The sequence below is a fragment of the Streptomyces sp. NPDC107471 genome (assembly GCF_055582845.1).
Genome location: NZ_JBVJPC010000001.1, coordinates 1,049,381 through 1,071,616, shown reverse-complemented (window position 1 = coordinate 1,071,616; position 22,236 = coordinate 1,049,381). Strand labels below are relative to the sequence as shown.

Here is a 22,236-nt window from a genome sequence, read left to right as displayed (position 1 = left end):
GTTCGTTTCGTGGGCGGGGTTTTCCACAGGGGGTTATCCACAGGGGTGGTCGGCCGGCTTCGGCGTTGGCACAGTGGTGGGTATGCGGGGGTGGTGGCAGGACCTCACCGATCTGGTGCTGCCGGCCGAGTGCGGAGGCTGCGGGAAGCCTCGCACGGTGCTCTGTCCGGGGTGCCGTGCGGCCCTGGACGGCGCCGCGCCGAGCCGGGTGCGACCGGTGCCGGAACCGCCCGGACTGCCGGTCGTGTACGCGGCGGCTCGGTATGCGGACTCGGTACGGGCGGTGTTGCTGGCGCACAAGGAGAGGGGGGTGCTGGGGCTTGCGGGGCCGCTCGGGACGGCTTTGGCGGGGGCTGTGCGGGCGAGTGTGTGGGCGGCTGTGGGGGAGGGCGGTGCGGGGCGTTCTGGAGAGGCTTCGGGCGGGGACAGGGGTGTGGGTGCGGCGTGTCTGGGGAGGGGCGGGGGTTATGGGGCGGGTGTAGGTGCCTTGGGCGGCAGCGGTAGTGGCAGCAGCGGAAGGGGTATGGGGGGCGACGGCGGCAGCCGTGGCGGTGGCGGCGCTGTGGTGGGAGTGGAGGCTTCGGCGGCGGGCGGCGTTTCGGGAGCGGGGGCGCTGGCTTCTGGCCGCGTCCGGAACGGCGAGGCCGGGGCCGTCGGCCCCGGTGGTGGCCCACAGTCACGTGCCTTCGGCGGTGGCCGTCGGGCAGGTGAGGGGCCCGGTGTGCCGGTGTTGCTCGTTCCCGTGCCGTCCGCGCGGCGGGCGGTTCGGGCTCGGGGGCATGATCCGGCACGGCGGATCGCGCTCGCGGCGGCAGGTGAGCTGCGGCGGGCGGGAGTGCCGGCGCAGGTGGTGGCCGTACTGCGGCAGCGGCGGGGCGTGGCCGACCAGTCGGGGCTCAATGCCCGCCTGCGCATGGAGAATCTCGCGGGCGCGCTGACCGTGGTGCCCGGTGGCGGACGGCTCCTGTCCGAGGGGCTGGTCGTGCTGGTCGACGACCTGATGACGACGGGCGCGTCCCTGACGGAGGCGGCGCGGGCGGTGCGGGAGGCGAAGACGCGGGAGAACCGCGCAGGCCGGGAGGCGGGGGCGCAGGAGATCCGTGCGGGGATGGCTCGGGAGCGCCGGGCAGTGGGCGCGTGGTACGGCATCGCGTACTCCGGTGAACGGACGGCCGTCGGGCGCCGTGATCAACGGCAACGGGGAGGTGAGGAGCACGGCGGTCGTGGGCAGTTGGAGACAGGTGAGCAGCAGGGTACGGACGAACGACGGCAGGACGGCGGGGGACGTCACGGTGGACGACCGGTGGCCGGATGTGGCGATGATCCGGCGGGCCTCGTGTACACCGCGGCAACTCGGGAAGGCATGGGAGAACGGATGATCGCAGTGGCGGAGGAGGACACGGACCGGGAGCGCTGCTTGGTGACAGCGGCGGGCGCCCATGGCGTCGGTGACGTCATCTGCGCGGCCGTGGTCGCGGCCTCGCCGGATTCCTTCGAAATAAACCGGAACTGACTGCGTAGTTGCATCGTTGCAGGTTACGAGAGGATCAATTCACCTGAACGGAGGTACGCCGCGGTAGAGGGTGACGACATCCGTCCAGGCGAGATATGTTCGGTTGTGAGAGAAAGGCGCAGGCCACACCTCGCAAATCCGAATGCCGTACCCGCGGGATTTCCACCATCACCCGCGACGGTGGAATGGAGATCTTGCCCGCGGGGGAGGAGGTGGACGTCACCGAGTCCGAGGTTCCGGGGCTCACCGGAGCCTGGTGCAAAAGGGAGATGCTCCGCATCGAGGCGGAGCGATCCGGGAACGGAGTTCTGCGTGGACATCGTCGTCAAGGGCCGCAAGACCGAGGTGCCCGAGCGGTTCCGCAAGCACGTGGCCGAGAAGCTGAAGCTGGAGAAGATCCAGAAGCTCGATGGCAAGGTGATCAGCCTCGACGTCGAGGTGTCCAAGGAGCCGAACCCCCGACAGGCCGACCGCTGTGACCGAGTGGAGATCACGCTCCGCTCCCGCGGTCCGGTGATCCGGGCGGAAGCGGCAGCCAGCGACCCGTACGCGGCACTCGACCTGGCGGCGGAGAAGCTGGACGCGCGGCTGCGCAAGGAACACGACAAGCGCCACACACGCAGGGGCGCACGGCGGCTCACGGCTGCCGAGGTCGCCGACCACGTCCCGGACGCGGCGACCCTCAACGGCGACGGCCGCCCTGTCCACGACGAAGAGTCGGACGGCGTGCCCACCAAGAAGATCGGCTCTCTGGAGATCAAGGGTGAAGGCCCCCTGGTCGTCCGCGAGAAGACCCACGTCGCCTCCCCGATGACCCTCGACCAGGCGCTCTACGAGATGGAGCTGGTCGGGCACGACTTCTATCTGTTCGTCGACTCCGAGACCAAGGAACCGAGTGTCGTCTACCGACGGCACGCCTATGACTACGGCGTCATCCACCTGAGCACGGACCCGATGGTCGCCCGGGCGCACTCTCCCGCGGCCGGCGACACGACGGGTAGCTGACCCTCCCGGATGACAGGTGAGCCGGTGCCCCTGGAGCGCGTGTGCGCCCCCAGGGGCACCCGCGTGCGACCACTTCGCGCACCGCTCTGTCACCTCTCTGTCGTCCGGGCATGAAATCATGGGCCCACCGGCCCAACCGGTGGGTCGTTGCCTTGGGTTGGCGATGGCACAGGACCAGCCACAGCCTTCAGGGGGAGGAACGATGGCGGACAGCTTCGGACCGCTGCACGGCGCGGACGCCGGCGACGGCGCAGTCGGCATGGGCGCGGACACGGGCTCTCCACGCAAGGAGCCGATCCGGGTTCTCGTCGTGGACGACCACGCCCTCTTCCGGCGCGGACTGGAGATCGTGCTCGCGGCCGAGGAGGACATCCAGGTCGTGGGGGAGGCGGGCGACGGCGCCGAGGCCGTCGACAAGGCCGCCGACCTGCTGCCGGACATCGTTCTGATGGACGTGCGGATGCCCAAGCGGGGCGGGATCGAGGCCTGCACCTCCATCAAGGAGGTCGCACCCAGCGCCAAGATCATCATGCTGACGATCAGCGACGAGGAAGCCGACCTCTACGACGCCATCAAGGCGGGCGCGACCGGATACCTCCTCAAGGAGATCTCGACGGACGAGGTGGCCACCGCCATCCGCGCCGTGGCCGACGGGCAGTCGCAGATCAGCCCCTCCATGGCGTCGAAACTGCTCACCGAGTTCAAGTCGATGATCCAGCGCACGGACGAGCGCCGTCTCGTGCCGGCCCCGCGGCTGACCGACCGGGAGCTGGAAGTCCTCAAGCTCGTCGCCACCGGGATGAACAACCGCGACATCGCGAAGGAGTTGTTCATCTCCGAGAACACCGTGAAGAACCACGTGCGCAACATCCTGGAGAAGCTGCAACTGCACTCCAGGATGGAGGCCGTGGTCTACGCGATGCGGGAGAAGATCCTCGAGATCCGCTGACCCGGCACCGGTCAGCGCAGGACCGTCGCCAGGGCCCGGGTCACCTCCGCGGTGAGCGGCTCGCGCAGTTCCGGCGCGTCCACCCGCTCGACCCGGACGTCCGTGCAGTCCACCCAGCTCGCCGCCTCGACCAGGGCCTGGGCCACCGCCGGAACCGCCTTCGGGCCGTCCAGGCTGACCTGCCTGGCCACCAGCGTGCCACCCTCCCGGGCCGGGTCCACGCGGCCGACGAGACGGCCGCCCGCCAGCACCGGCATCGCGAAGTAGCCGTGGATCCGCTTGGGCTTGGGGACATAAGCCTCCAGGCGGTGGGTGAAGCCGAAGATCCGCTCCGTGCGCGCGCGTTCCCAGACCAGGGAGTCGAAGGGGGACAGCAACGTGGTGCGGTGGCGGCCGCGCGGGGGTGTCTCCAGGGCCGCGGGGTCGGCCCAGGCGGGCTTGCCCCAGCCCTCGACCGTGACCGGCACCAGGCCCGAGTCGGCGATCACGGCGTCGACCTGCTCGCCCTTGAGGCGGTGGTAGTCGGCGATGTCCGCGCGGGTGCCGACACCCAGCGACCGCCCGGCCAGCCGGACCAGGCGGCGCACGCACTCGGCGTCGTCCAGCTCGTCGTGGAGCAGGTCGGCGGGGACGGCCCGCTCGGCGAGGTCGTACACGCGCTTCCAGCCGCGACGCTCCACGCAGACCACCTCGCCGTACATCAGGGCGCGCTCGACGGCGACCTTGGTGCCGGACCAGTCCCACCACTCGCTGGTCTTCTTGGCGCCGCCCAACTCCGTGGCGGTGAGGGGGCCTTCCGTGCGGAGCTGCTTGACGACCTGGTCGTAGGTGCCGTCCGGGAGCTGGTGGTTCCAGTGCGGGCGGCTGCGGTAGGCGCGGCGGCGGAAGGCGAAGTGGGGCCATTCCTCGATGGGCAGGATGCACGCCGCGTGCGACCAGTACTCGAACGCGTGCGTGTCCGTCCAGTACGCGTCCTCCACCTTCTTGCGGCCCACCGCGCCGAGACGGGCGTACGGGATCAGCTCGTGGGAGCGGGCGAGGACCGAGATGGTGTCGAGCTGGACCGCGCCGAGGTGACGCAGGACGCCGCGGACTCCGGCCCGGCGGTCGGGAGTGCCGAGGAAGCCCTGGGCGCGCAGCACGATGCGGCGGGCCTCGTCGGCCGAGAGGTCGGTGGCAGGACGCGGAGTCGTCATGGTTCCGAACGATAGAGGCCGGCACTGACAATGCGGAGTGACCTGAGGATCTACCGAGGTGCGGGGAGGTACTGCACGGTCGACGGCAGGCCCAGGTCCGACGGGAGCAGCGCCGCCACCCAGCAGTCGCGGCGTACCCCCTGGTGGGCGATGCCGGAGCGCTGGACGCCCTCCATGACGAACCCGGCGCGCTCCGCCACCGCGCGGGAGGGCTGGTTGCCGACTTCCGCGCGCCACTCCACGCGGTCGACGGCGAGTTCGGTGAAGGCCCAGCGGGAGGCGGCGCGCACGGCCTCGGTGACGTAGCCCTTGCCGCGGTGTTCCTTGCCGGCCCAGTAGCCGATCTCGGCCGTGCCCGGCGAACGCATGGTCAGACCCAGCATGCCCACCAGGTCCTCCTTCTCCGGGAGGAAGAGGCCCCAGGTGAACATGGTGTCGTTCGCCCAGCCCGTCGGGACGAGCTGCTCCGTGAAGCTCTGGGCGTGCTCCACCAGGTAGGGCGAGGGGATGGTGGTCCAGCGCAGGATGTCGGGGTCCTGCACGGCCGCGAGGACGGTCGGGGTGTCCTGCGGGGTGGGCGGGCGCAGCAGGAGACGGTCCGTGGTCAGCGTGACGGGTTCCATCGGCCGATTCTGCTCAGGTGTTCGGTGCGAACGCCATCGTTTTCGCTGTGAGTGAGCGGGTGATCACAATTCGCGCAATTCGTGAGCGGGGCGCGGCACCATCGGCGTTGCCCGTCCGTTGTTCCCTTTGAAGCAGATTTGAAAGAGCTGACAGTCGGCGTACCCGGCAGGCCTCCCGACGCGGCGGGGTCCTCGCATACGATGGCCGTTGCTCAGTAAGTCAAATGGAAACCGACCGTCCCAGGCCCGACCGGCAAGGAGACCAACCCCCGTGTCCGTCCTCTCGAAGATCATGCGTGCAGGCGAAGGCAAGATCCTGCGCAAGCTGCACCGCATCGCGGACCAGGTCAACTCCATCGAAGAGGACTTCGTCGACCTCTCCGACGCCGAGCTGCGGGCCCTCACCGAGGAGTACAAGCAGCGGTACGCCGACGGTGAGAGCCTGGACGACCTGCTGCCCGAGGCGTTCGCCACCGTGCGCGAGGCCGCGAAGCGCGCGCTGGGCCAGCGCCACTACGACGTGCAGATCATGGGCGGCGCCGCCCTCCACCTCGGCTATGTGGCCGAGATGAAGACCGGTGAGGGCAAGACGCTCGTCGGCACCCTGCCCGCGTACCTGAACGCGCTGTCCGGCAAGGGCGTCCACCTCATCACGGTCAACGACTACCTGGCCGAGCGCGACTCCGAGATGATGGGCCGCGTCCACAAGTTCCTCGGTCTGAGCGTCGGTTGCATCCTTGCGAACATGACGCCGGCCCAGCGCCGCGAGCAGTACAACTGCGACATCACCTACGGCACGAACAACGAGTTCGGCTTCGACTACCTGCGCGACAACATGGCGTGGGCCAAGGACGAACTCGTCCAGCGCGGCCACAACTTCGCCATCGTCGACGAGGTCGACTCCATCCTGGTCGACGAGGCCCGTACGCCGCTGATCATCTCCGGCCCGGCCGACCAGGCCACGAAGTGGTACGGCGACTTCGCCAAGCTCGTCACCCGCCTGAAGAAGGGCGAGGCCGGCAACCCGCTCAAGGGCGTCGAGGAGACCGGCGACTACGAGGTCGACGAGAAGAAGCGCACGGTCGCCATCCACGAGTCCGGTGTCAGCAAGGTCGAGGACTGGCTGGGCATCGACAACCTCTATGAGTCGGTGAACACCCCTCTGGTGGGCTATCTGAACAACGCCATCAAGGCGAAGGAGCTCTTCAAGAAGGACAAGGACTACGTCGTCATGGACGGCGAAGTCATGATCGTCGACGAGCACACCGGCCGTATCCTCGCCGGCCGCCGCTACAACGAGGGCATGCACCAGGCGATCGAGGCGAAGGAAGGGGTGGACATCAAGGACGAGAACCAGACCCTCGCCACGATCACCCTGCAGAACTTCTTCCGCCTGTACAAGCGCCACGACCACAACGGCAAGGAACAGCCCGGTCTGTGCGGCATGACCGGTACGGCCATGACCGAGGCCGCCGAGTTCCACCAGATCTACAAGCTCGGCGTGGTACCGATCCCGACGAACAGGCCGATGATCCGCAAGGACCAGTCGGACCTGATCTACCGCACCGAGGTCGCGAAGTTCGAGGCGGTCGTCGACGACATCGTCGAGAAGCACGAGAAGGGCCAGCCGATCCTCGTCGGCACGACCTCGGTCGAGAAGTCCGAGTACCTCTCGCAGCAGCTCAGCAAGCGCGGCGTCCAGCACGAGGTGCTCAACGCCAAGCAGCACGACCGGGAGGCGATCATCGTCGCCCAGGCCGGCCGCAAGGGCGCCGTCACCGTCGCCACCAACATGGCCGGCCGTGGTACCGACATCAAGCTCGGCGGCAACCCCGAGGACCTCGCCGAGGCGGAGCTGCGCCAGCGCGGCCTCGACCCCGAGGAGCACATCGAGGAGTGGGCCGCGGCGCTGCCGGCCGCCCTGGAGAAGGCCGAGCGGGCCGTCAAGGCGGAGTTCGAGGAGGTCAAGGACCTCGGCGGGCTCTACGTCCTCGGTACCGAGCGGCACGAGTCGCGTCGTATCGACAACCAGTTGCGCGGTCGTTCCGGCCGTCAGGGCGACCCCGGCGAGTCCCGCTTCTACCTCTCCCTGGGTGACGACCTGATGCGCCTGTTCAAGGCCCAGATGGTCGAGCGCGTGATGTCGATGGCGAACGTCCCGGACGACGTCCCGATCGAGAACAAGATGGTCACGCGCGCGATCGCGTCCGCCCAGTCGCAGGTCGAGCAGCAGAACTTCGAGACCCGTAAGAACGTCCTGAAGTACGACGAGGTCCTCAACCGCCAGCGCGAGGTCATCTACGGCGAGCGCCGCCGTGTCCTGGAGGGCGAGGACCTCCAGGAGCAGATCGTGCACTTCATGGACGACACGATCGACGCGTACGTCGCGGCGGAGACCGCCGAGGGCTTCGCCGAGGACTGGGACCTCGACCGCCTGTGGGGCGCCTTCAAGCAGCTCTACCCGGTGAAGATCACCGTCGAGGAGCTGGAGGACGCGGCCGGCGACCGCGCGGGCCTGACCGCCGAGTACATCTCCGAGTCCATCAAGGACGACATCCACGAGCAGTACGAGCAGCGCGAGGCGCAGCTCGGCTCCGAGATCATGCGTGAGCTGGAGCGCCGGGTCGTGCTGTCGGTCCTGGACCGCAAGTGGCGCGAGCACCTCTACGAGATGGACTACCTCCAGGAGGGCATCGGCCTGCGCGCGATGGCCCAGAAGGACCCGCTGGTCGAGTACCAGCGCGAGGGCTTCGACATGTTCACCGCCATGATGGACGGCATCAAGGAGGAGTCCGTCGGCTACCTGTTCAACCTGGAGGTCCAGGTCGAGCAGCAGGTCGAGGAGGTCCCGGTCGAGGACGAGAAGCCCTCCCTCGCCAAGCAGGACTCCGTCCCGGCGCAGGCCGGCGCGCGTCCCGAGATCCGCGCGAAGGGCCTCGACGCCCCGCAGCGCAGGGACCTGCACTTCTCCGCACCGACCGTGGACGGCGAGGGTGGTGTCATCGAGGGCGAGTTCGCCGACGACGACGAGCCCGTGCGTTCCGAGGCGGACGGCCTCACCCGCGCGGAGCGGCGCAAGCAGTCCCGTGGTCGGGGGCGTCGCAAGAAGTAGTGGCTACGGCGTGAGGGGCGCCGTCGCGGATCGACGCGACGGTGCCTGAGGCGCTGTGGCGTGGGAAGGGCCGATCACCTCGGGGTGGCCGGCCCTTCGGCGTGTGCGGGCCGCGCGCCTGCCTGGGCCTCTCCGGGCCTCTACGGGGCTCTCAGTCGTCGTTGGGGCGGGGAGCCCGGGGGCCGCCCAGTTCGACCGCCGTGCAGCGCCAGCGGAGGTCCTGACCCTGTTCCAGGCGGAAGGCCATCGCCCGCAGTTGGTCACCGGCGCCGATCCGGGCGAAAGCCTCCACGGCACCTTCGCGCGGGACGTAGTAGCCGATGTCCCGCACGACCGGGCGGGCGCCGCGCGTGCGCAACGGGCCGCGCTCGGCGAGCCAGGCCAGCTCGTCGTAGGCGCGGCCCGCTGTGTGCCGGAGCATCGAGTGCACGGGGCGCTGGCCGCTCAGGACGGCGAGCAGGAGGTCGGCGAAGAGGTCGGTGGGGCGGGGTTGGGGGACGACGGGGCGCCGCGGGGTCTGGGGCGGGACCACGGCCGCGGCGGGGGCGGGAGTGGAGGTGGGGGTGGGGTCCGGGCGGGTTGCTGTGGCGCGGGCTGCGGTAGTGGTGGCGCGGGCCGTGGTGGTGATGGCGTGGGCTGTGGTGGTGGCGGTCGCGCCGGTGGTCCCGGCCGCGGTCGCAGTGCCGCGTGCCTCGGTCGCCGTGGAGCCGTTCGCCGCGCCGTGTCGCGGGGCTGCCGTGGGCGTCCCGGTGAGGGGACCGGGGCCGCTCTGCGGGCGGCTGTCCGCGGGGCGCGTGCGGGGGCTGGGGCCGCTGCCGGGGGAGCCCGGTGGGCGGCCGTCGCCCGGGGCCGTGCGGGGCGTGCTGCCGCCGGGGGTGCGCGGCGGCGTGCCGCCAGGGCGGCGGGAGTCGCGGCGGGCCGGCGGGCGGGAGCCGGAGTGGTGCTGGGCCCTGGTCATGACCTTGTTCATGGGATCCCCGTTCGGCGGGCCCGGGAAGTACCGGGCAGTAACTTCTGCTTGGGGATCTTGTACGGGGCCGGGGACCGCCGCGGCAAGGAAGCGACGGGGCCGGGCCGGGCGGCCGGAATGTTCACCTATCAGGGTGACTGGCGGGGCAAAAAGCCCGTGAACGCGGGGGCGGTGAGGGTGAATTCCGGGCCCGGGGTGGACGCCCGCCGGGGTCTGGGCAGGGACTCGAAAGGGGACGCCCGCACGTATCCTGAAGGCCTTCGCGGACCTTCCGATGATGTTCCCCGACCACGAAAGCGGCCAGCCATGCGCGTCTACGTCCCCCTGACCCTCTCCGGTCTCGCCGAGGCGTACAAGACGGGTGAGCTGGGGGCCGGACCGCTCCTCGCCTACGCCGTCACGCCCGCCCTGCGCGAGTGGTACCTCTCCGACGACATCGAGGAGCTGGAGTACGCGGCGCTGAACCGGGCCGCGCTGGCCTCGCTGCGGCTGCTCGCCGCGGACTCCGGGGCCGTACGGCGCCGGGTCGTGGTGGCCGTCGACGTGGCCGACGGGGCGGCGGTCGCCGATCCCGACCGGGCGCTGGACCCCGAGGCGCTCGGCGAGGTGCGGGTCGCCGGGCCGGTGAAGCTGGCCAAGGCGGCCGCGGTGCACGTCGACTCCGACGACGCGGTGGAGGACGTCACCGCTGCCGTGGACGCGCTGGAGGCGGCCGACGCCGGGGACGACGACGCGCAGTTCGTCGTGGACGGGGCCGAGGACCACGAGCTGCTCTGGTACGCCACGCAGGAGATCCCGAACCTGGTGGGACTGGGCGGCTGAACACCGTTTCTGACCTGCCGGTCTCTTGATTGTCAGTGGGGCCGGGTACGTTTTTGGGCATGGGGAAGCTGACAGGGGCGCACATCGTCTGGGACTGGAACGGCACGCTGTTCCACGACAACGACGCGATCATCGGGGCGACGAACGCGGCATTCGGCGAGCTGGGGCTCGCGCCGATCACGATGGAGCAGTACCGGGCGCTGTACTGCGTGCCGGTGCCGAAGTTCTACGAGCGACTGCTCGGCCGGCTGCCCACCGACGCCGAGTGGGAGCTGATGGACGGCACCTTCCACCGGTACTACACCGAGCACCGGGTCGGATGCGGGCTCACCGAGGGTGCGGTGGAGCTGCTCACGGGGTGGCGCTCGGCCGGGCGCAGCCAGTCGATCCTCAGCATGTACGTCCATGACGAGCTGGTGCCGCTGGTGCGCGGGTTCGGGATCGAGGCGCACTTCCTGCGGGTGGACGGGCGGACGGGACCGTCCGGGGGGAGCAAGGCGGAGCACATGGAGCGGCACCTCGCCGCCCTGGTGGGCGTGGAGCCGGCCCGGACCGTGGTGATCGGGGACGCCGCGGACGACGCGGTGGCCGCGATGCGGGTGGGAGCGCGGGCGGTGCTGTACACCGGCGGTTCGCACAGCCGGGCCAGCCTCGAAGGCGTGGGGGTGCCCGTGGTGGACACCTTGGCGGAGGCGGTCGCGGAGGCCGAGCGAATAGCGGCGTGACGGTCCGCTCAGGTTCCGCGACCACGGCGACGCCCGGCACCACACCGGCTGCGTGCACGACACCGACGTACGGCACCAAGTCGGCCTACGTGCACGACACCGGCGTACGGCAACCCCCGCCGCCTAGGTGACCGGCGCCTTGGCCCTGAGCACCTTCAGGAACTCCCGCATCCAGGCCGAGTGATCCGGCCAGGCACGGGAGGAGACCAGCGTGCCGTCGACCACGACCTCGGTGTCCTGGAAGGTCGCGCCCGCGGACTGCATGTCGGGCTCCAGAGCCGGATAGGCCGTGACACGGCGACCGCGCAGGCCGTCGACCGCCGCCGTGAGCAGCGGGCCGTGGCAGATCTGGGCGACCGGCTTGTCCGCGTCGAAGAAGGACTTGAGGATCTTGCGGAGCTCGGGGTCGTTGCGCAGGTACTCGGGGGCGCGGCCGCCGGGGATGACGACCGCCGCGTACTGGCCGGCGTCGACCTCGGCGAAGGCCAGGTCGGCGGGCCAGGTGTAGCCGGGCTTCTCGGTGTAGGTGTCGAAACCGGGTTCGAAGTCGTGGACGACGAAGCGGAGCTTCTTGCGGTCGGGGGCCGCGACATGGACCTCGTAGCCCTCCTCGCGGAGACGCTGGTAGGGGTACAGGACCTCCAGTGACTCTGCTGCGTCACCGGTGACGATGAGGATTTTTGTGGTCATGTCGGCAAAGTGCACCGACGGGGCGCGTTTGCCAAGAGGGTGGGCGAAAGGGAGGGAAGAAGGTCATGGCCTGGATGCGACGTGGGCACTGTGCAGAGTGTCAAAGTTCCACCCCTGGTTTTGTACACATACGGCTCATGACGGCCCCCCTGTGGGGAGCGATAGCCTTGGTGGCGTGATCAGCGCGATAGTTCGCGGGGGCGCTGTGGCCCCCGCCCCGCGCCCGGTGCGCACGGAACACCTCCGTGGCCGGGCGGCGGCCGCTGGTCCTCGCGGGCGGGACGGGGCCGTAGGGGCCCTCATGACGCCGAGCACACCCTCGTCACCGGCGCGGCAGAGAGCAGCGTCACACCTGACGGGCGTGTCGAGAATGGCCGATATACCCCCGCTCATCTCACCTTGCGGCATAGCGTCGGAGCAGACCGGAGACCCCGGGCCGTGGCGTCGAGCCGCTGGGGAAGAGACCGTACTTCCTTCTACGTCACGCAACGGCGCGCGACAGGAGTCAGAGGACAATGCAGACCAAGCTGGACGAAGCCAAGGCCGAGCTGCTCGAGAGGGCCGCGCGGGTAGCTGAGAACAGCCCGGCCGGGGGGCACCTACCGACTGGGACGACGGACGACGAGACCCCCCGCACTCCGGACACCCCGGACAGCGAGACCGTGCTCGCGTTCCTCCAGCGCTACTACCTGCACACGGCACCGGAAGACCTCGCCGACCGCGACCCGGTCGACATCTACGGAGCCGCTCTCTCCCACTTCCGGCTGGGCGAGGCCCGCCCGCAGGGCACGGCCAACGTGCGGGTGCACACCCCCACGGTGGAGGAGAACGGCTGGACCTGCACGCACTCGGTCGTCGAGGTCGTCACCGACGACATGCCCTTCCTCGTCGACTCCGTCACCAACGAGCTGACCCGCCAGGGACGCGGCATCCACGTCGTGATCCACCCCCAGGTCGTCGTCCGCCGCGACCTCACCGGCCAACTGATCGAGATCCTCACCGCCCCGCCCTCCGCCGCCGACCTCCCGCACGACGCGCACACCGAGTCCTGGATCCACGTCGAGATCGACCGTGAGACCGACCGCGGCGACCTGAAGCAGATCACCGCCGATCTGCTGCGCGTCCTGTCCGACGTCCGGGAGGCCGTCGAGGACTGGGAGAAGATGCGGGACGCGGCCCTGCGGATGGCCGAGGAGCTGCCCGCCGAGCCCGTCGCCACCGATCTGCGCGACATGGAGATCGAGGAGGCCCGCGAGCTGCTGCGCTGGCTGGCCGACGACCACTTCACCTTCCTCGGCTACCGCGAGTACCAGCTCAGGCCGGACGACTCCCTCGCGGCCGTGCCCGGCACCGGCCTCGGCATCCTGCGCTCCGACCCGCACCACGCCGGCGAGGAGGGCCACCCGGTCAGCCCGTCCTTCGAGCGGCTGCCCGCAGACGCGCGGGCGAAGGCACGTGAGCACAAGCTGCTCGTGCTGACCAAGGCCAACAGCCGCGCGACCGTCCACCGGCCGTCGTACCTCGACTACATCGGGGTCAAGAAGTTCGACGCGGACGGCAATGTCGTCGGCGAGCGCCGGTTCCTCGGACTGTTCTCCTCCGCCGCCTACACCGAGTCGGTGCGCCGGGTTCCGGTCATTCGACGCAAGGTGGAGGAGGTCCTCGAAAGGGCGGGGTTCTCGCCCAACAGCCACGACGGCCGCGACCTGCTCCAGATCCTGGAGACCTACCCGCGCGACGAGCTGTTCCAGACCCCGGCCGACGAGCTGGAGTCCATCGCCACCTCCGTCCTGTACCTCCAGGAGCGGCGGCGGCTGCGCCTGTACCTGCGCCAGGACGAGTACGGCCGCTACTACTCGGCCCTCGTCTACCTGCCCCGCGACCGCTACACCACCGGCGTCCGCCTGCGGATCATCGACATCCTCAAGGAGGAACTCGGCGGCATCAGCGTCGACTTCACCGCCTGGAACACCGAGTCGATCCTGTCCCGGCTGCACTTCGTGGTCCGCGTCCCGCAGGGCACCGAGCTGCCGCAGCTCAGCGACAGCGACAAGGAGCGCATCGAGGCCCGCCTGGTCGAGGCCGCCCGCTCCTGGGCCGACGGCTGGGCCGAGGCGCTCAACGCCGAGCTCGGCGAGGAGCGCGCCGCCGAACTGCTGCGCCGTTACGGCAACGCCTTCCCCGAGGGCTACAAGGCCGACCACAGCCCGCGTTCCGCGGTCGCCGACCTGGTCCACCTGGAGCGGCTCGGCGAGGAGAACGCCTTCTCGCTCAGCCTGTACGAGCCGGTGGGCGCCACCCCCGAGGAGCGCCGCTTCAAGATCTACCGCAAGGGCGAGGCCATCTCCCTGTCCGCCGTCCTGCCGGTCCTCAACCGGCTCGGCGTGGAGGTCATGGACGAGCGGCCCTACGACCTGCGCTGCTCCGACCGCAGCATCGCCTGGATCTACGACTTCGGCCTGCGCATGCCCAAGTCGCAGAACGGCACCGGTGACTACCTCGGCGACGACGGCCGCGAGCGCTTCCAGGAGGCCTTCGCCGCCACCTGGACCGGCAAGGCGGAGAACGACGGCTTCAACGCCCTGGTGCTGAGCGCCGGCCTGAACTGGCGGCAGGCGATGGTGCTGCGCGCGTACGCCAAGTACCTGCGCCAGGCCGGCTCGACGTTCAGCCAGGACTACATGGAGGACACCCTCCGCAACAACGTCCACACCACCCGGCTGCTCGTCTCCCTGTTCGAGGCGCGGATGTCACCGGACCGCCAGCGCGCCGGCCACGAACTCGTGGACGCCCTCCTGGAGGAGCTCGACGCGGCCCTCGACCAGGTGGCCTCGCTGGACGAGGACAGGATCCTGCGTTCCTTCCTGACCGTCATCAAGGCGACCCTGCGCACCAACTTCTTCCAGGAGGCCACGGGCGGCAAGCCGCACGACTACGTCTCCATGAAGTTCGACCCGCAGGCCATCCCTGACCTCCCGGCCCCGCGGCCGGCCTTCGAGATCTGGGTCTACTCGCCGCGCGTGGAGGGCGTGCACCTGCGCTTCGGCAAGGTCGCGCGCGGCGGACTGCGCTGGTCCGACCGGCGCGAGGACTTCCGCACCGAGATCCTCGGCCTGGTCAAGGCGCAGATGGTGAAGAACACCGTCATCGTGCCGGTCGGCGCCAAGGGCGGCTTCGTCGCCAAGCAACTGCCTGACCCGTCCGTCGACCGGGACGCCTGGCTGGCCGAGGGCATCGCCAGCTACAAGACGTTCATCTCGGCGCTGCTCGACATCACCGACAACATGGTGGCCGGCGAGGTCGTGCCCCCGGCGGACGTCGTCCGGCACGACGAGGACGACACCTACCTGGTCGTCGCCGCCGACAAGGGCACCGCGACCTTCTCGGACATCGCCAACGGGGTCGCCGAGCAGTACAACTTCTGGCTCGGCGACGCCTTCGCCTCCGGCGGCTCCGCCGGCTACGACCACAAGGGCATGGGCATCACCGCCCGCGGCGCCTGGGAGTCCGTCAAGCGGCACTTCCGCGAGCTGGACCTCGACACCCAGTCCGAGGACTTCACGGTTGTCGGCATCGGCGACATGTCCGGTGACGTGTTCGGCAACGGCATGCTGCTCAGCGAGCACATCCGCCTGGTCGCCGCCTTCGACCACCGGCACATCTTCATCGACCCGAAGCCGGACGCGGCCACCTCCTACGCCGAGCGCCGCCGCATCTTCGAGCTCCCGCGCTCGAGCTGGGCCGACTACAACACCGAGTTGATCTCCGCGGGCGGCGGCGTCTTCCCCCGTACCGCCAAGTCCATCCCCGTCAACGCCCACGTCCGCGAGGCCCTCGGCATCGAGGACAAGGTCACCAAGATGACCCCGGCCGACCTGATGAAGGCGATCCTCAAGGCGCCGGTGGACCTGCTGTGGAACGGCGGCATCGGCACCTACGTGAAGGCGTCCACCGAGACCCACGCGGACGTCGGCGACAAGGCCAACGACCCGATCCGCGTCGACGGCGCCGACTTGCGCGTGCGGGTCGTCGGCGAGGGCGGCAACCTGGGCCTGACCCAGCTCGGCCGGATCGAGTTCGCCCTGCACGGCGGCAAGATCAACACCGACGCCATCGACAACAGCGCGGGCGTGGACACCTCCGACCACGAGGTGAACATCAAGATCCTGCTCAACGGCCTGGTCGCCGAGGGCGACATGACGGTCAAGCAGCGCAACAAGCTGCTCGCCGAGATGACCGACGAGGTCGGCCGCCTGGTCCTGCGCAACAACTACGCGCAGAACACCGCGATCGCCAACGCGCTCGCCCAGTCCAAGGACATGCTCCACGCCCAGCAGCGCTTCATGCGCCACCTGGTGCGCGAGGGCCACCTCGACCGGGCCCTGGAGTTCCTGCCCACCGACCGCCAGATCCGTGAGCGGCTGAACACCGCGCAGGGCCTGACCAGCCCGGAGACCGCCGTCCTGCTGGCGTACACGAAGATCACGGTCGCCGAGGAGCTGCTGCACACCTCGCTCCCCGACGACCCCTACCTGCACGGGCTGCTGCACACGTACTTCCCGGCCGCGCTGCGCGAGAAGTTCCCCGAGCACATCGACAACCACCCGCTGCACCGCGAGATCACCACGACCGTCCTGGTCAACGACACGGTCAACACGGGCGGTACGACCTATCTGCACCGCCTGCGCGAGGAGACCGGCGCCTCCCTGGAGGAGATCGTCCGGGCGCAGACCGTGGCCCGCGCGATCTTCCGCTCCGGTGTGGTGTGGGACGGCGTCGAGGCGCTCGACAACAAGGTCGAGGCCGCCGCACTGACCCGTATCCGCCTGCACTCGCGCCGCCTCGTCGAGCGCGGCACGCGCTGGCTGCTCAACAACCGGCCGCAGCCGATCCAGCTCGCCGAGACCGTCGAGTTCTTCGGCGACCGCGTCGAACTGGTGTGGTCGCAGCTCCCGAAGCTGCTGCGGGGCGCCGACCTGGAGTGGTACCAGAAGATCTACGACGAGCTGAGCGGCTCCGGCGTCCCGGACGAACTCGCCACGCGGGTGGCCGGGTTCTCCTCGGCCTTCCCGACGCTGGACATCGTCTCGGTGGCCGACCGCATGGGCAAGGACCCGATGGACGTCGCCGAGGTGTACTACGACCTCGCCGACCGGCTCCACATCACCCAGCTCATGGACCGCATCATCGAGCTGCCCCGCGCGGACCGCTGGCAGTCAATGGCCCGCGCCTCCATCCGCGAGGACCTGTACGCCGCCCACTCGGCGCTGACGGCCGACGTCCTGGCGGTGGGCAACGGCACGTCCACGCCCGAGCAGCGCTTCAAGGCATGGGAGGAGAAGAACGCCCCGATCCTCGGCCGGGCGCGCACCACTCTGGAGGAGATCCAGAGCTCGGACGCGTTCGACCTGGCCAACCTGTCGGTGGCGATGCGCACGATGAGGACCCTGCTGCGACAGCACTCCTGAGGCCGACGGCCCCTTCGCGGGGCCTACGACCATGAGGGCGCCCGGGACCGTGAAGTCCCGGGCGCCCTCGTCGTTCCGCCACCGGAGCCGTGGCTCAGGGGCTGTGATGTCAGGGGCTGTGGTGTCAGGCGGCGGCCTTCTGCTGGGGCTTCGCCTTGTCCGGGCCGCCCGTGAAGTCCTCGTAGGCCGCCAGGACCTCGTCGGTGGGGCCGTCCATGCGCAGCTCGCCGCGCTCCAGCCACAGCACCCGGTCGCAGGTGTCGCGGATCGACTTGTTGCTGTGGCTGACCAGGAACACCGTGCCCGCGTGCTTGCGGAGCTCGCGGATGCGTGCCTCGGAGCGCTTCTGGAAGGAGCGGTCGCCGGTGGCCAGGGCCTCGTCGATGAGGAGGACGTCGTGGTCCTTGGCGGCGGCGATGGAGAAGCGCAGACGGGCCGCCATGCCGGAGGAGTAGGTGCGCATCGGGAGGGTGATGAAGTCGCCCTTCTCGTTGATGCCGGAGAAGTCGACGATCTCCTGGTAGCGGTCCCTGACCTGCTCCCGGGACATGCCCATGGCGAGGCCGCCGAGGTGGACGTTGCGCTCGCCCGTGAGGTCGTTCATCAGGGCCGCGTTGACGCCGAGCAGGGAGGGCTGGCCGTCGGTGAAGATACGGCCGTTCTCCACCGGGAGCAGGCCCGCGACCGCCTTGAGCAGCGTCGACTTGCCGGAGCCGTTGGTGCCGATCAGGCCGATCGCCTCGCCCTTGTAGGCGACGAACGACACGTTCTTGACGGCGTGCACCCTGCGTACGCCCGCGGCCTTCTCGGCCTGCCCCCGGCGCAGCATGCGGTTGAGGGCGGCGGTGGCCGAACCCTTGCCCGCGCCGGTGCCGTTGACGCGGTAGACGATGTCGACGCCGTCGACGACGACGGTGGGGATCTTGTCGGTCTCGATGTCAGCCACGGCCGTACGTCTCCTCAGCCTTCCAGAAGTAGATGAAGCCGCCGACGCCGGCGAGCAGCGCCCAGCCCACCGCGATCGCCCACACGTGGTGCGGCAACTGGCTCGCGTGGAAGCTGTCGATCAGCGCGTAGCGCATCAGGTCGATGTAGACGGCGGCCGGGTTGGCCTGGAGGACCGGGACCAGCCAGGACGGCCAGTCGTGGTGGCCCTTGGCCAGCTTGTCGATGCTCCACATGACACCGGAGACGTACATCCAGGTGCGCAGCACGAACGGCATGAGCTGCGCGATGTCCGGTGTCTTGGCGCCCATCCGCGCCACGATCATCGAGACGCCCGCGTTGAACGTGGACTGGAGCACCAGCGTCGGGATCGCCAGCAGCCAGGACGCGGCGATCGGGACACCGAAGCAGAGCAGGATCACGACCAGGGCGGCCATCGAGAAGAGCAGTTGCTGCAACTGCTGCAGGGCGAACGAGATCGGCAGCGCGGCCCGCGGGAAGTGCAGCGCGCGCACGAGACCGAGGTTCCCGGAGATCGCCCGGGTGCCCGCCATGATCGAGCTCTGCGTGAACGTCCAGATGAACACGCCCGTCACCAGGAACGGCACGTAGTCCGGCACGTTCCTCTTCGTGCCCAGCAGGATGCCGAAGATGAAGTAGTAGACCGCCGCGTTCAACAGCGGGGTCATCACCTGCCAGACCTGGCCGAGCTTCGCCTGGCTGTACTGCGCGGTGAGCTTGGCGGTCGAGAACGCGGTGATGAAGTGACGCCGTGCCCAGAGCTGACGGACGTAGTCGGGCAGGGAGGGACGGGCACCGCTGACCGTGAGGCCGTGCCGGGCGGCCAGCGCCGAGAGGTCTTCGTCGGCCGGGGGCGCTGTCGGGGGCGGGGTGTCGAGGACCTGACTCACATCCGTTGCTTTCGCTCGGGGGTGGGGGGTGGTGCACATCTGCGGCCGGCGCGCCCCGTCATCCGGCGTTTCCTTACGTGACTCTTCACGTTTTCTTACGTCGGGACGGGACCGTATCGTCGCAACGCGAGCGTACGGCGAGAGAGCGTCGGAACGCAACCGTTTCGTCGTCACGCACGACGTCGGGACGAAACCGTTTCGTCGCACCGCGCCCCGTCAGGACGAAACGGCCTCGTCCCGACGTGCCACGTCAGGACGAAACGGCTCGTCCCGACGCGCCGCGGGAGGTCGCAACCGTGCCGTCGTGCCGCCGCCGCGTCGGAACGCAACCGTTTCGTCGCTACGCCCTATGCTGTCCGCATGACGACCAACGCCGACGCGCCGCAGACCCGTACGCGCCGCCGTGCCCCGGCAGGAGCCGCCGTACTCCGTGAGGACGTGACCGACGCGATTCGGGCGGCCGTGTTCGAGGAGCTGGCGGCCGTCGGCTATGCGCGGATGTCGATCGAGGGCATCGCGCGTCGCGCGGGCGTCGGCAAGACCGCGGTGTACCGCCGGTGGCGTTCCAAGCTGCACTTGGTGCTCGACGTCGTGTCGGAGATCGCGGTGATGGGTCTGCCGGTGCCGGAGACGGGCTCGTTGGAGGACGACCTGCGGATGCTGTACGAGGTGACGTCCCGGGCGCTGCGGCATCCGGTGGCCTCGCAGATCATCCCGGATCTCCAGGCGGAGGCGGCTCGTAACCCCGAGATCGCCGAGGCGTTGCAGAACGCGTTGCAGAAGGGCCAGGAGGGCGTCGCCAGCAAGATCATCTCGGCGGCGGAGCAGCGCGGGGAGCTGCGCGCGGGCCTCAACGACGAGTTGGCCCTCGATCTGATCTCGGGCCCCCTGTACTGGCGCTCGGTGGTGATCCGCAGCCCGAAGCTGCCGAAGGGGTACCTCGCGGCGCTGGCCCGGGCGACGACGGAGGCGCTGAAGGCGCTCTGAGCCTCAGCGGCCGGGCCCGGTGTCCGGTGCCGCGCGCCGGGCGAGGAGTTCAGGGGCGAGCACGCGGATCCGGCCGGAGCCGGTGCCGTGGCCGCCGTTCTCCGTGGGCCCGATCAGGCCGTCCCGTCGGAGTCGGGACAGCGCGCGGTTGACCGTGACGCGGGTGACCCCGAGGAGGTCGGCGAGCGCGCGCTGGCCGCCGGGGAGGGGGACGTGGCCGTCGGCGCCGTCCCGGCTCAGTCCCTCCAGGAGCCAGGCCGCGAGGCGGGCCTCGCAGGGCAGGGTGGCCGTGTCGGTGAGTCGTTCCTGCTGGGCGCGGGCCTGGGCGGCGAGGAGCCGGAGGACGTGGGCGCGGACGGCCGCGGAGTCGTCGAGCAGGGTGGTGAAGCCGGCGCGGGGGACGGCCCGTACGGCACACGGGGTGAGCGCGGTGAAGGTGGCCGTGTGGCCGGCTCCGTCGAGCAGCGCGACCTTGTCGAGGGCGCAGGGCCCGGACCAGGTGCCGAACCGTATGACGCGCCCGCCGGCGGTCGTGGCGGACGCGGAGGCGGTGCCGTCGAGCAGGGCGAGCAGGTGGTCGGCGGGGGCGCCCTGGTGGCGCAGGGCCTCGCCGGGGGCGTATCGGCGGGGGACCGAGGTGTCCCACAGGTGGCGCAGATCGGGCTCGGGGAGTGCGGCGAAGAGCGGGACGTCCCGCAGTCGCCGCCAGTCGGGGTCGGGCACGACGACGACTCCTTCCCTCGCTGTATCGGCTGATACAGACCGGCGCGGCGGCCCGAGCCTAACGTCGGCGCGTCGGTTGTCGTCCTGGGAAAGGGGACCTCGTGCTTGTCGTGGAACTCGTCTTCACCTCCGCGCCGGAACGCCTCGCCGCCCGGCCCGCCCACCGGGAGGTGCTGGGCCGTCTGCACGCGGAGGGGAAGCTGTTCGCCGCGGGGCCGTGGGCGGACGACCGGGGGGCGATGCTGGTGTTCGCGGTGGAGCGGGCGGAGTTGGAGGAGCTGCTGGAGGCTGATCCGTACTACCGGTCCACTCCAGGAGTCGAGGTGCGGGCGATCCGGGAGTGGACGCCGATCGTCGGGGGCTGAGGGCAACCGCATCCCGCGGGCCCTCCCGGGACCCCGGATCGCTAGCCCCCGTTTCCTGGACTCCCGATCCCGGGCCCCCGGAACCCGCCCGCACCGCTCCAGACCTACTCGATGACCAGCTCGACCTCGATGTTGCCGCGGGTGGCGTTGGAGTAGGGGCAGACCTGGTGGGCCTGCTCGACGAGCTTGCGGCCGGTCTCGGCGTCCACGGTGTCGGGGAGTTCGACGCGGAGGGCGACCTTGAGGCCGAAGCCCTCGCCCTGCTTGCCTATGCCGACCTCGGCGGTGACGGCGGCGTCGCTGACGTCGACCTTGGCCTGGCGGCCGACGAGGCCGAGGGCGCTGCCGAAGCAGGCGGCGTAACCGGCGGCGAAGAGCTGCTCGGGGTTGGTGCCCTGTCCGTTGCCGCCCAGTTCCGCCGGCGGGGCCAGCGCGACGTCGATCTTGCCGTCGTTCGTGTAGGCGCGGCCGTCGCGGCCGTGGGTGGCGGTGGCGACAGCGGTGTAGAGCGCGTCCATGGAAAACCGTCCCTCTCGAAGTCACGTTCCGGCGGCTCTTCCGAGGCCGCCTGACGGCCATAAGTAGAGCACACAATTCAATTGCGCACAACTAAATGGCTCGCAAGAGCTATCCTGGTCTCATGGACACGCCCCCGACCGCGGACCGGACCGCGACCCCGGCCGGCCCTGCCGCCGCCCCGGCCGCCACCGACTGGCTCCGCCTGGACCAGCAGATCTGCTTCTCCCTGAACGCGGCCTCCCGCGCCTTCGGCGGCCTCTACCGCGTGATCCTCAAGGACCTGGGGATCACGTACCCGCAGTACCTGGTGCTGCTGGTGCTGTGGGAGCAGGGCGATCTGCCCGTCAAGAAGCTCGGCGAGCACCTGCGGCTCGACTCGGGCACCCTCTCCCCGCTCCTCAAGCGACTGGAGACGGCGGGCCTCGTGCGACGCGAACGCAGCGCCCGCGACGAGCGCTCGGTGGAGGTGCGCCTCACCGAGGAGGGCGTCGCCCTGCGCGAGCGCGCGGAAGAGGTGCCCCGCCGGATCGTCTCGGCGACCAGCTTCGACGTGGACGAGATCCGCGACCTGCGGGCCCGTCTCGACCGGCTCACCTCGGCCCTGGACGCGGCGGTGCACGCCGAACTGCCCGACGCGGACTGACAGGACCGGCATGCGGCGTCCGGCACCGCACGGAACGTCACCCGTCTCCCACCCGGTGGCGTCCCGTGCG

At 70.2% G+C, this 22,236-nt stretch carries 18 protein-coding genes and 1 pseudogene; 11 read left to right on the top strand and 8 right to left on the bottom strand.

The window, feature by feature from the left end; all coding sequences use genetic code 11:
• Nucleotides 1-82: 82 nt before the first annotated feature.
• The 4 genes and pseudogenes from ACZ66S_RS04780 to ACZ66S_RS04765 form a co-directional block, all read left to right on the top strand.
• A pseudogene (locus tag ACZ66S_RS04780) lies at nt 83-364 on the top strand (ComF family protein); the annotation flags it as partial.
• 159 nt (nt 365-523) lie between these two features.
• A complete protein-coding gene (locus tag ACZ66S_RS04775; protein ID WP_469899688.1) occupies nt 524-1,513 on the top strand; it encodes a ComF family protein in 990 nt (329 codons plus the stop codon).
• A gap of 312 nt (nt 1,514-1,825) precedes the next feature.
• Nucleotides 1,826-2,518 (top strand): ribosome hibernation-promoting factor, HPF/YfiA family, encoded by a 693-nt coding sequence (hpf, locus tag ACZ66S_RS04770; RefSeq protein WP_469899628.1) that lies wholly within the window; start codon nt 1,826-1,828, stop codon nt 2,516-2,518.
• A gap of 202 nt (nt 2,519-2,720) precedes the next feature.
• A complete protein-coding gene (locus tag ACZ66S_RS04765) occupies nt 2,721-3,467 on the top strand; it encodes a response regulator (RefSeq protein ID WP_053846265.1) in 747 nt (248 codons plus the stop codon).
• 11 nt (nt 3,468-3,478) lie between these two features.
• Here the strand turns inward: ACZ66S_RS04765 and ACZ66S_RS04760 are convergent, their stop codons facing one another.
• Both ACZ66S_RS04760 and ACZ66S_RS04755 read right to left on the bottom strand, forming a co-directional pair.
• A complete protein-coding gene (locus tag ACZ66S_RS04760; RefSeq protein ID WP_469899627.1) occupies nt 3,479-4,663 on the bottom strand; it encodes a winged helix-turn-helix domain-containing protein in 1,185 nt (394 codons plus the stop codon).
• A 50-nt stretch (nt 4,664-4,713) separates the two neighbouring features.
• Nucleotides 4,714-5,286 (bottom strand): GNAT family N-acetyltransferase, encoded by a 573-nt coding sequence (locus tag ACZ66S_RS04755; protein ID WP_469899625.1) that lies wholly within the window; start codon nt 5,284-5,286, stop codon nt 4,714-4,716.
• A 271-nt stretch (nt 5,287-5,557) separates the two neighbouring features.
• Here ACZ66S_RS04755 and secA point away from each other — a divergent pair, with 271 nt between their 5' ends.
• On the top strand, nt 5,558-8,398 hold the full coding sequence (gene secA, locus ACZ66S_RS04750) for a preprotein translocase subunit SecA (protein WP_469899623.1): 2,841 nt from the start codon (nt 5,558-5,560) through the stop codon (nt 8,396-8,398).
• Nucleotides 8,399-8,549: 151 nt separating this feature from the next.
• Here secA and ACZ66S_RS04745 read toward each other — a convergent pair whose 3' ends face one another.
• A complete protein-coding gene (locus tag ACZ66S_RS04745) occupies nt 8,550-9,368 on the bottom strand; it encodes an Rv3235 family protein (RefSeq protein WP_469899622.1) in 819 nt (272 codons plus the stop codon).
• Between the two features lie 306 nt (nt 9,369-9,674).
• Between ACZ66S_RS04745 and ACZ66S_RS04740 the strand changes: the two genes are divergently transcribed.
• Both ACZ66S_RS04740 and ACZ66S_RS04735 read left to right on the top strand, forming a co-directional pair.
• On the top strand, nt 9,675-10,190 hold the full coding sequence (locus ACZ66S_RS04740; protein ID WP_469899620.1) for a DUF6912 family protein: 516 nt from the start codon (nt 9,675-9,677) through the stop codon (nt 10,188-10,190).
• A 59-nt stretch (nt 10,191-10,249) separates the two neighbouring features.
• Nucleotides 10,250-10,915, top strand: coding sequence for an HAD family hydrolase (locus ACZ66S_RS04735; protein WP_469899619.1), 666 nt, complete (start codon nt 10,250-10,252; stop codon nt 10,913-10,915).
• A 123-nt stretch (nt 10,916-11,038) separates the two neighbouring features.
• Here ACZ66S_RS04735 and ACZ66S_RS04730 read toward each other — a convergent pair whose 3' ends face one another.
• Nucleotides 11,039-11,605, bottom strand: a complete 567-nt coding sequence (locus tag ACZ66S_RS04730) for a DJ-1/PfpI family protein (RefSeq protein WP_469899617.1) — start codon at nt 11,603-11,605, stop codon at nt 11,039-11,041.
• Between the two features lie 515 nt (nt 11,606-12,120).
• On the opposite strand from ACZ66S_RS04730, the gene ACZ66S_RS04725 reads away from it, so the two are divergent.
• The gene (locus ACZ66S_RS04725) at nt 12,121-17,073 is read left to right on the top strand and encodes an NAD-glutamate dehydrogenase (protein WP_469899615.1); all 4,953 of its coding nucleotides are present in this window, start codon (nt 12,121-12,123) and stop codon (nt 17,071-17,073) included.
• A 124-nt stretch (nt 17,074-17,197) separates the two neighbouring features.
• Here the strand turns inward: ACZ66S_RS04725 and ACZ66S_RS04720 are convergent, their stop codons facing one another.
• Nucleotides 17,198-18,019, bottom strand: coding sequence for an ABC transporter ATP-binding protein (locus tag ACZ66S_RS04720; protein WP_469899614.1), 822 nt, complete (start codon nt 18,017-18,019; stop codon nt 17,198-17,200).
• Nucleotides 18,012-18,929, bottom strand: coding sequence for an ABC transporter permease (locus tag ACZ66S_RS04715; protein ID WP_469899612.1), 918 nt, complete (start codon nt 18,927-18,929; stop codon nt 18,012-18,014). The genes ACZ66S_RS04720 and ACZ66S_RS04715 overlap by 8 nt, the downstream gene beginning before the upstream one ends.
• A gap of 360 nt (nt 18,930-19,289) precedes the next feature.
• On the opposite strand from ACZ66S_RS04715, the gene ACZ66S_RS04710 reads away from it, so the two are divergent.
• Complete coding sequence (locus ACZ66S_RS04710; RefSeq protein ID WP_053850341.1) at nt 19,290-19,916, top strand: TetR/AcrR family transcriptional regulator; 627 nt, start codon at nt 19,290-19,292, stop codon at nt 19,914-19,916.
• Between the two features lie 3 nt (nt 19,917-19,919).
• Here ACZ66S_RS04710 and ACZ66S_RS04705 read toward each other — a convergent pair whose 3' ends face one another.
• Nucleotides 19,920-20,639 (bottom strand): Crp/Fnr family transcriptional regulator, encoded by a 720-nt coding sequence (locus ACZ66S_RS04705; RefSeq protein ID WP_469899610.1) that lies wholly within the window; start codon nt 20,637-20,639, stop codon nt 19,920-19,922.
• Nucleotides 20,640-20,740: 101 nt separating this feature from the next.
• Between ACZ66S_RS04705 and ACZ66S_RS04700 the strand changes: the two genes are divergently transcribed.
• Nucleotides 20,741-21,004, top strand: coding sequence for a YciI family protein (locus ACZ66S_RS04700; protein WP_469899608.1), 264 nt, complete (start codon nt 20,741-20,743; stop codon nt 21,002-21,004).
• Between the two features lie 104 nt (nt 21,005-21,108).
• Here ACZ66S_RS04700 and ACZ66S_RS04695 read toward each other — a convergent pair whose 3' ends face one another.
• Nucleotides 21,109-21,522, bottom strand: a complete 414-nt coding sequence (locus ACZ66S_RS04695; RefSeq protein WP_469899607.1) for an organic hydroperoxide resistance protein — start codon at nt 21,520-21,522, stop codon at nt 21,109-21,111.
• A 122-nt stretch (nt 21,523-21,644) separates the two neighbouring features.
• Here ACZ66S_RS04695 and ACZ66S_RS04690 point away from each other — a divergent pair, with 122 nt between their 5' ends.
• On the top strand, nt 21,645-22,166 hold the full coding sequence (locus ACZ66S_RS04690) for a MarR family winged helix-turn-helix transcriptional regulator (RefSeq protein WP_469899606.1): 522 nt from the start codon (nt 21,645-21,647) through the stop codon (nt 22,164-22,166).
• The last annotated feature ends 70 nt before the right edge of the window (nt 22,167-22,236 follow it).

Excerpts from the sequence above, each read along its gene's own strand:
- ACZ66S_RS04710 (WP_053850341.1), top strand. The coding sequence starts at position 19,290 with ATGACGACCAACGCCGACGCGCCGCAGACCCGTACGCGCCGCCGTGCC.
- ACZ66S_RS04725 (WP_469899615.1), top strand. The coding sequence starts at position 12,121 with ATGCAGACCAAGCTGGACGAAGCCAAGGCCGAGCTGCTCGAGAGGGCC.
- ACZ66S_RS04730 (WP_469899617.1), bottom strand. The coding sequence starts at position 11,605 with ATGACCACAAAAATCCTCATCGTCACCGGTGACGCAGCAGAGTCACTG.
- ACZ66S_RS04765 (WP_053846265.1), top strand. The coding sequence starts at position 2,721 with ATGGCGGACAGCTTCGGACCGCTGCACGGCGCGGACGCCGGCGACGGC.
- ACZ66S_RS04735 (WP_469899619.1), top strand. The coding sequence starts at position 10,250 with ATGGGGAAGCTGACAGGGGCGCACATCGTCTGGGACTGGAACGGCACG.
- ACZ66S_RS04740 (WP_469899620.1), top strand. The coding sequence starts at position 9,675 with ATGCGCGTCTACGTCCCCCTGACCCTCTCCGGTCTCGCCGAGGCGTAC.
- ACZ66S_RS04775 (WP_469899688.1), top strand. The coding sequence starts at position 524 with ATGGGGGGCGACGGCGGCAGCCGTGGCGGTGGCGGCGCTGTGGTGGGA.
- ACZ66S_RS04760 (WP_469899627.1), bottom strand. The coding sequence starts at position 4,663 with ATGACGACTCCGCGTCCTGCCACCGACCTCTCGGCCGACGAGGCCCGC.
- ACZ66S_RS04755 (WP_469899625.1), bottom strand. The coding sequence starts at position 5,286 with ATGGAACCCGTCACGCTGACCACGGACCGTCTCCTGCTGCGCCCGCCC.
- ACZ66S_RS04690 (WP_469899606.1), top strand. The coding sequence starts at position 21,645 with ATGGACACGCCCCCGACCGCGGACCGGACCGCGACCCCGGCCGGCCCT.
- ACZ66S_RS04745 (WP_469899622.1), bottom strand. The coding sequence starts at position 9,368 with ATGAACAAGGTCATGACCAGGGCCCAGCACCACTCCGGCTCCCGCCCG.
- ACZ66S_RS04695 (WP_469899607.1), bottom strand. The coding sequence starts at position 21,522 with ATGGACGCGCTCTACACCGCTGTCGCCACCGCCACCCACGGCCGCGAC.